The sequence below is a fragment of the Streptomyces sp. RKAG290 genome (assembly GCF_023701695.1).
Lineage (GTDB): Bacteria > Actinomycetota > Actinomycetes > Streptomycetales > Streptomycetaceae > Streptomyces.
This window is the reverse complement of the sequence record NZ_JAJOZC010000020.1, coordinates 1-4,561: the sequence shown is the minus strand read 5'-3', so window position 1 is coordinate 4,561 and position 4,561 is coordinate 1. Positions and strand designations below refer to the sequence as shown.

Below are 4,561 nucleotides of genomic sequence, written 5' to 3'. Positions count from 1 at the left end.
GTCCGGCCTTCTCCTGCAGGGTCATTCTGGCGAGGAGGTCGGCGACGCGCTCGTCCACCGGGCGGGCAGGGTCCTGGTACGGATGACCTTCGTTGCGGGGGTACGGGACATGGCTTCTCCTGGAAGTGGGGTACGGGCGGGCCCGGTTGCCGGCGGTGTCAGCGGACGCTGCGGATCGGGGTGACGGCGAGGGCACCCAGGACCGTGATCACGGCCCCGGTGACGAACAGCGCGGTGTAGCCGCCGAGCGAGGAGACGACCACCGAGGCCACGAACGGGGCGATGATCTGGGGCCCCGCGTTGGCGATGTTCAGGACCCCCATGTCGCGGGCCGCGTCGTCGGCGCTGGGCAGCACAAGGGTGACGAGAGCGGTGTCCACCGCCATGAAACAACCGAAGGACAGACCCGTCAGCACAGCGAAGACGAGCATGCCCGCCCAGGTGGGGCTGACGACCGGGATCATCATGCCGATCGCGGTGAACACGCAGGAGACCGCGATGAACGGCTTGCGACGGCCGATGCGGTCCGAGAGCACACCGCCTGCCACCGTCGACAGCAGCATGCAGACCGAGCCCAGCGGAGAGATGACCGCCACGGCACCTGCCGGCGAGAGCCCGTCGGGGAGATCGATGAGGTCCTGGAGTATGTACAACTGGTAGAGGACGACGGCGAAGTAGCCGAGCATCATCAGGAACCTGCCGATGAACGCCCATCGGAAGTCGCCCGCCTTCATGGCGGAGCCGAATGCCGCGAGCTGGCGCCCCAGGGCACCGGCGTGGCCACGGGCAGCTTCTGTTCCCGCATCAGGGCCGTGAACAGCACGGCCACGACGGCGATGACCGCGCCGAGGAGCAGGTAACCGGTCCGCACGTCGTCCGGCACGAAGGCCGACGCGACGGTGACGCCGATGATCGAGCGACCGGGGTCCCGATGCCGACCATGGCGGAGGCGAGGCCGCGGCGCTCGATCGGCACCCGATCGGGCACCATGGCGGTGATGGCGGCCTGGTAGACGTTCATCATCGCTGGACCAGACACCAGCCGATGGTGACCAGCACGATGCTGCGCACCGCGCCGAGGAGCGCGAGTGCTCCCAGCGCGGAGATTCCGCCACCGAGGATCCAGGGGTTGCGGCGTCGGGAGCGGTCGGACAACAGTCCGGCGAGCGGGTTGAAAAGGGTCGCGAACACGGCGGCGACGCCGGACACCAGGCCGAGATCGGCGACCTTGCTCGCCGGATCCAGCGCCTCGACCTGCACGGGCAGCAGCACCTGGCCGACGCCCATGTAGACCATGAACATCGCCGTGTGACCGACGGCCAGCAGTGACAGCAGTCTGCCCAACGCCCCTGAGGCGCGTGGCGTCGCCGGCTCCCCGCCGGACGATTCTGCGGGTTCTCCCGCGGCTCTGTGGTGCGTCTCGGATTCGGAACGGCTCATGTCCGGGCTCCTCAGTGGCAGCGGCTCTTGCCGCCGGACGGGCAGAGGTGGCGAGGGAGGCGGGGCGGTGAGGCCGACTGATGTTGTCCAGGGACACGCACGTGGGGGAGGACCCTGCGCATCGTCGACACAAGCCGCGGCGGCGGGTTCGATTCCCCCGCCGGGTAAGCGAGCACAGGCAATCACGAAACCCGAGTAGGTAGTAGGTTTTGGAAAAGTGATCCAGGTCACATGCCGGTGAGTGATCTGCCGTGCATGGCTACGGTGATCAGCATGGACCGGACGAACAGCCCCCAACCGCGGCGCGGCACCAAGGCGCGCGGCCCCTATGCCGTCGGTGACGAGCGCCGCAGACGCATCCTGGACGTGGCCGTCGAGCACTTCGCGAAGTGGGGGTTCCACGCCTCCTCCCTGGCCCGGATCGCGAAGGACGTCGGCGTCACCCAGGGCGGTCTGCTGCACCATTTCCGCAGCAAGGAGGACTTGCTCGTGTCCGTACTGGAGCGGAGCGAGGAGCACGACGTCGAGCAGTTCTTCTCCTCGGGGTTCGACTCCGCCGCGGACTGCTTCCTGCGCATGACGGACCTGGTCGAGTACAACAGCCGCCGGCCGGGCCGCACCCGGATGTTCAACGTCCTGGTCGGCGAGTCCTCCGACCCCGCGCACCCCGCGCACGCCTTCTTCGCGCGCCGTTACGAGGCGGTCAACGCCCGGCTGTCCGCAACCCTTCGGGGCGCGGTGGACTCGGGCGAGCTCCTCCCGGGCACCGACTGCATGGCGACGGCCCGCGAAGTCCTCGCCGTCATGGACGGCCATCAGCTCCAGTGGGCACTCGCGCCGGACTCCGTCGACATGGCGGAGCGGGTGCGTACCTACCTCGACCGGCTGTACCGGGCGATCTCCACCGCCGGTGCGCCCTTGCCGTCGGCGAAGTGATGTCGTCCGCGTCGCGCTCGGCCTTCCCCGGGCGCCGCGCCGGCTGCCGGTTCCCTCTCCTCTCCGACCTCTGACTCACCTGATCTGCACCGGGCTTCGGGCAGGCCTCAGCCGATTCGTCCCGTGGAGATCTGCCGGCGGAAGCGCTCGGCCGCCCTCAGCAGGGCGTCGTTGGCCTGTCGCTCTGCGCTGGTGACCCTTACGCCGTCCTGGCCGTAGGGGCGCAGGGTGACATCGCGCCGGCCGCCGAGATCTGGGTGAGGTTCAACGGCCCCAGGCGCTCCTCCGGTGCGAGTGCACCGTCATGGCGTTCTCGACGGACTGGATGCCCTGGCGTGCGTCGTCGACGTCCTCTGCGGCCGTGATCCCGCCATCCCGCCGCCCGTCGGTGCTGTCCTGTAGCTCGGGCCGGCAGGGCGGTTTGATGAGGGAAGGCGATCTGGCCCATGACCTGTGTGTGAAGAAGCTCCCGGTGGCGTGGGCGGCCGGACCATCGAGCCGGCCGGTCCCTCGCCACCGTGGCCGCGCGCGCCTACGAGCCCTTTCTCAGGCCTGGGCGGCCGCTGCCGCGACGATCCAGTTCCTGAACTCGACGGCGTAGTGCCGGAGGTGGTGCTCCAGGATCTCGTCCGGGCACGTGGTGGGGAAGTACACCGTCAGGTTCGACGTGAAGCCGTCGGCGGTGTCACCGAACTGGATCAGCGCCCGCCCGACGACGGTGCCGTCGGTCAGGAACAGGTTCGAGGACATCTTGCGCGGAAACCCGGACTCCGGGAGGAGCTCGTCCGCGTCCGTCGCCCAGGCCAGTGCCTCGGTTCCCCAGCCGCCCATGTAGAACGAGCAGACGTGGGGGCCGATGTTCTCGACCACGCGCGCGCCGATGGAGTCGGTGCCCATCACGTAGTGCTCGGGGTGCGCCGCGAGGAGTGCGTTCTCGTCGCCCGCGAACGCCTTGTCCATCCAGGCCAGGAACTCGCCCGAGGTGAGGCCCTGGGTCGTGAGGACAGTCGTGCCGGCCTTGAAGCTGCCGTCGGAGGTACGGGCGCACTCGCGCAGGAAGGCGTTGCCTTCCTCTATGTCATCGGCCAGGAGGTCGAGCAGGCCCTGGCGTCCCAGCCGCGTCCTGAAGCGGTCCAGGGCGCGCCGGGCGTAGAACAGCTCGAAGTCGTCGATGCTCCCACCGGCTGGCCCTGACGTGAGCTCCACGGTCACGGGTGCCGGAGTCTGGTTGTCGGTCATGCTCGAACCTCCGTAGAATGTGAATGTGAATTCATGTTCACGTTAGAGGTTACCCGGAGAGGGGCTCGTTCTGTCAAAAGGGCCTGCTGAGACCGCCGCCGATACGATGCGTGGCATGACCGAGGAACCCGACCGCCCGCTGCGCTACCGAGAGCCCCGGCAGGCGCGCAGCGCCGCGACGCTGGCGCGCGTACTGCAGGCGGCCGAGGAGATCGCCGCCTCGTCCGGTCTGGAGGGCATGACGATCAGCGGCGTCGCGGAGCGCGCCGGCGTCTCGGTCGGCACGATCTACCGCCGCTTCGACGACAAGGAACAGCTGATCACCGCCCTCACCGAGCGGATGCTGGAACGCCGCGAGGAATACGTCGCCGAGCGACTGTGTGCGGCCGATCCGTCGCTCCCCGGTGTCATGGACGCCTACGCGCTTGCCCTGCTGGAGTCCTTCGCCGACAACAACCTCTTCCCCGAGCTGCTTCGTCTGCGGGGAGTGCGTCACTGGACCGCGGCGCCCGCACCATCACCGAAATCCACGGCCGCCTGCTCGAAGCGGCAGCCCCCTATGCCGCCCACATCCGGCGCTCCGACCCGCAGGCGGCACTGGACACCGTGGCCCGCGCCGTCCTCGGCGCCTGCTTCCACAACTCCGTACGCCCCGATCCCGTCACCGGCGAGGCGGCCCTGCGCCGGTACGCCGACGAACTCAGCGACATGGCGATCGCCTACCTCTTCACTCCTGACCGCGGCGGCGCCGACCGTTCCTGAGGCGCGACCGAGTGCAAGAGGGTTTGCCGGTCCGGGCGAGTCGTGAGGAGTCGCTGCATCGAACTACTCCGGCTCGGCGACCAAGGATTCGCCCACGCCGCAGACGACGCGCTCTGCGCCAAGGGCTCGGCCTACGACACGATGACGGACGTCGTGTTCCAGAACTCGGTCGCCTGCACGTGGTC

The 4,561-nt window shown here is 69.0% G+C and carries 7 protein-coding genes; 3 read left to right on the top strand and 4 right to left on the bottom strand.

Annotated elements, in window-relative coordinates; translation table 11 throughout:
- On the top strand, window positions 1-184 hold a 184-nt coding region (locus LNW71_RS35840; protein WP_250972380.1), incomplete at its 5' end, for a hypothetical protein.
- Here LNW71_RS35840 and LNW71_RS35835 read toward each other — a convergent pair.
- From LNW71_RS35835 to LNW71_RS35825, 3 genes are all read right to left on the bottom strand, one after another.
- Window positions 159-734 carry an MFS transporter gene (locus LNW71_RS35835; protein ID WP_250972379.1) on the bottom strand — a complete coding sequence of 192 codons (576 nt, stop codon included), beginning with the start codon at window positions 732-734 and terminating at the stop codon, window positions 159-161. The genes LNW71_RS35840 and LNW71_RS35835 overlap by 26 nt on opposite strands.
- Window positions 731-883 (bottom strand): hypothetical protein, encoded by a 153-nt coding sequence (locus LNW71_RS35830; RefSeq protein ID WP_250972378.1) that lies wholly within the window; start codon window positions 881-883, stop codon window positions 731-733. The genes LNW71_RS35835 and LNW71_RS35830 overlap by 4 nt, the downstream gene beginning before the upstream one ends.
- Window positions 884-1,019: 136 nt before the next feature.
- Entirely contained in the window at window positions 1,020-1,439 is a 420-nt protein-coding gene (locus LNW71_RS35825) for a hypothetical protein (protein WP_250972377.1), read from the bottom strand.
- Window positions 1,440-1,712: 273 nt separating this feature from the next.
- Between LNW71_RS35825 and LNW71_RS35820 the strand changes: the two genes are divergently transcribed.
- Window positions 1,713-2,375: a TetR family transcriptional regulator gene (locus tag LNW71_RS35820; RefSeq protein ID WP_250972376.1), complete on the top strand. Its 663-nt coding sequence runs from the start codon at window positions 1,713-1,715 to the stop codon at window positions 2,373-2,375.
- A 546-nt stretch (window positions 2,376-2,921) separates the two neighbouring features.
- Here the strand turns inward: LNW71_RS35820 and LNW71_RS35815 are convergent.
- Window positions 2,922-3,614 carry a hypothetical protein gene (locus LNW71_RS35815; protein WP_250972375.1) on the bottom strand — a complete coding sequence of 231 codons (693 nt, stop codon included), beginning with the start codon at window positions 3,612-3,614 and terminating at the stop codon, window positions 2,922-2,924.
- A gap of 115 nt (window positions 3,615-3,729) precedes the next feature.
- Between LNW71_RS35815 and LNW71_RS35810 the strand changes: the two genes are divergently transcribed.
- The gene (locus LNW71_RS35810) at window positions 3,730-4,422 is read left to right on the top strand and encodes a TetR/AcrR family transcriptional regulator (protein WP_250972374.1); all 693 of its coding nucleotides are present in this window, start codon (window positions 3,730-3,732) and stop codon (window positions 4,420-4,422) included.
- Window positions 4,423-4,561: the final 139 nt, after the last annotated feature.